This is a genomic window from Micrococcus sp. KRD077, assembly GCF_017168505.1.
Classification (GTDB): domain Bacteria; phylum Actinomycetota; class Actinomycetes; order Actinomycetales; family Micrococcaceae; genus Micrococcus; species Micrococcus luteus.
Genome location: NZ_JABFAZ010000014.1, coordinates 1 through 1715 on the forward strand (window position 1 = coordinate 1; position 1715 = coordinate 1715).

The window sequence follows — 1715 nt, forward strand, 5'->3', positions numbered from 1 at the left end:
GGCTCGTCGAAGGTCAGGCCGTCACGAACTGGAAGCAGGCCCTCGCCCAGCTCGCCGCGGCCTACCCCGACCGGATCAACCCCTACCTGTGACCACCCCGCTTACACAGACAAGTTGACACGCCCCCGCAGGATGGAAGTTCCTCAACAACCCACCTGCCCGAAAAGACCCACTCATGACTCACGCTAACGCACCCCTGACCCCCACTGGCCGTCTCAGGATGGTCCACCGCCACCTGCACGACGGGATCCCGGCTCGTCGAAGGTCAGGCCGTCACGAACTGGAAGCAGGCCCTCGCCCAGCTCGCCGCGGCCTACCCCGACCGGATCAACCCCTACCTGTGACCACCCCGCTTACACAGACAAGTTGACACGCCCCCTCCCCACGCGAGGGGAGCTATAGAAAGTTTCCAAGAACCCTTCACCTCCCTACACCGGCACCCCCTGAACCGCAGAAACAAGCCGATTTGACGGCCCCCGACCACCTCACGTTCGGGGGCCGTCGTCGTCCCCACGGAGGACAAATGAGCACCACCACAACCCCGGCGACCCTGCCCGACCTCGCCGCCAGCAGCACAAAGGAACGCAACCGATGACCACAACAACCGAACGCCCCACCGAGGCCGACAACCTGCGCCAGATGCTCCGATTCCACATGGACCGTGCCGAGCGCCACCGACTCCGCGCCGAGAAGGCCGAAGCCGAACTGGCCGAGCTGAAGAAGGAGGCCCACCCGTGAGCACTCTCTCCCGGCCCACACCGAAACACGCCGCCACCACCGCACCGGAACGTGTAGCCGCTGAACTCGCGTACCTGCGGAATGAGTGCGAGAGCATCCGCCACGCCCTCGACCGATCCCGGGAGCGCCCATGAGAGCCCGCCCCACATACACCGATGCCGACGTGCGCCGGTTCATCGCCCGCGCCGAACGGCACCGGCTGCGGGCCGAGAAAGCAGAGGCCGAACTCATGGCCCTGCGTGCCGCCCACACCGAGGAGGACGCGTGAAGACCCGCCGCGCCTACACCGCCGCCGGAATGGCCGCGTTCCTGTCCGAGCTCCAGCGCCGGCACGGCGCCCCCGCCCAGACCGGCACCCGGGCCGGCGTCCACCCGGTGCCCCAGGAGACGCCCCCGCTCACCGCGGCGGACGGCACCCCTGAGCATCCGCTCCCCGCCACGACCCCCGAGGACTGATCCCCGCATGTACAGCGTCTACGCCCAGCACTGGCAGCGCGACACGGAAGCCGCCGCCTCCGCACGCGTCTACCGGGTATCTCGCCTGCGTCACGACGCGGCCCCCGCCCCCGGCGTTTCGATCTTCCGTCACGGCCGCCCCGTGCTGACCCTCACTCCCGAGGACGCCCGGCGGATCGCTGACGGCCTGCACGACGCCGCCGAGCGTGCCGAGCGCGTCCCCACCACCCCGATCCGCAAGGAGCGCCCGTGAGCCGCCAGCGCTACGACCCCGGCCGCCGCAAACGGCTTGCCCCCTCACCACTGAGGCCCGCACCCGCGAGGCCGGCACTCCCTACCCCGAAGAAGGAGCACCACTCATGAAGCACCCGCACATCACGCACGCCGAGGCCGAAGCTCAGGCCCGCCCCCTGCCCCTGGAGGACCAGATCACCTACTGGAAGGCCCGCGGCCGCGCCCTGGAACGCGCCGCTCAGCGCGCCCAGACGCACCCCCGCCCCGAGGACGCCGCCCCCGAGGCG

At 70.1% G+C, this 1715-nt stretch carries 4 protein-coding genes; all 4 read left to right on the forward strand.

Going from position 1 to position 1715, the window contains the following annotated elements; genetic code table 11:
• Positions 1-591 precede the first annotated feature (591 nt).
• The gene (locus J1M39_RS04745; protein WP_180952477.1) at positions 592-738 is read left to right on the forward strand and encodes a hypothetical protein; all 147 of its coding nucleotides are present in this window, start codon (positions 592-594) and stop codon (positions 736-738) included.
• Positions 739-868: 130 nt separating this feature from the next.
• The gene (locus tag J1M39_RS04750; RefSeq protein ID WP_180952476.1) at positions 869-1006 is read left to right on the forward strand and encodes a hypothetical protein; all 138 of its coding nucleotides are present in this window, start codon (positions 869-871) and stop codon (positions 1004-1006) included.
• Positions 1003-1194 carry a hypothetical protein gene (locus J1M39_RS04755; protein ID WP_206496512.1) on the forward strand — a complete coding sequence of 64 codons (192 nt, stop codon included), beginning with the start codon at positions 1003-1005 and terminating at the stop codon, positions 1192-1194. The genes J1M39_RS04750 and J1M39_RS04755 overlap by 4 nt, the downstream gene beginning before the upstream one ends.
• A gap of 7 nt (positions 1195-1201) precedes the next feature.
• The gene (locus tag J1M39_RS04760; RefSeq protein WP_206496513.1) at positions 1202-1447 is read left to right on the forward strand and encodes a hypothetical protein; all 246 of its coding nucleotides are present in this window, start codon (positions 1202-1204) and stop codon (positions 1445-1447) included.
• The last annotated feature ends 268 nt before the right edge of the window (positions 1448-1715 follow it).

Bases quoted from the DNA above. Each gene is read 5' to 3' on its own strand.
- J1M39_RS04745 (WP_180952477.1), top strand. From the start codon at position 592: ATGACCACAACAACCGAACGCCCCACCGAGGCCGACAACCTGCGCCAG.
- J1M39_RS04750 (WP_180952476.1), top strand. From the start codon at position 869: ATGAGAGCCCGCCCCACATACACCGATGCCGACGTGCGCCGGTTCATC.
- J1M39_RS04760 (WP_206496513.1), top strand. From the start codon at position 1,202: ATGTACAGCGTCTACGCCCAGCACTGGCAGCGCGACACGGAAGCCGCC.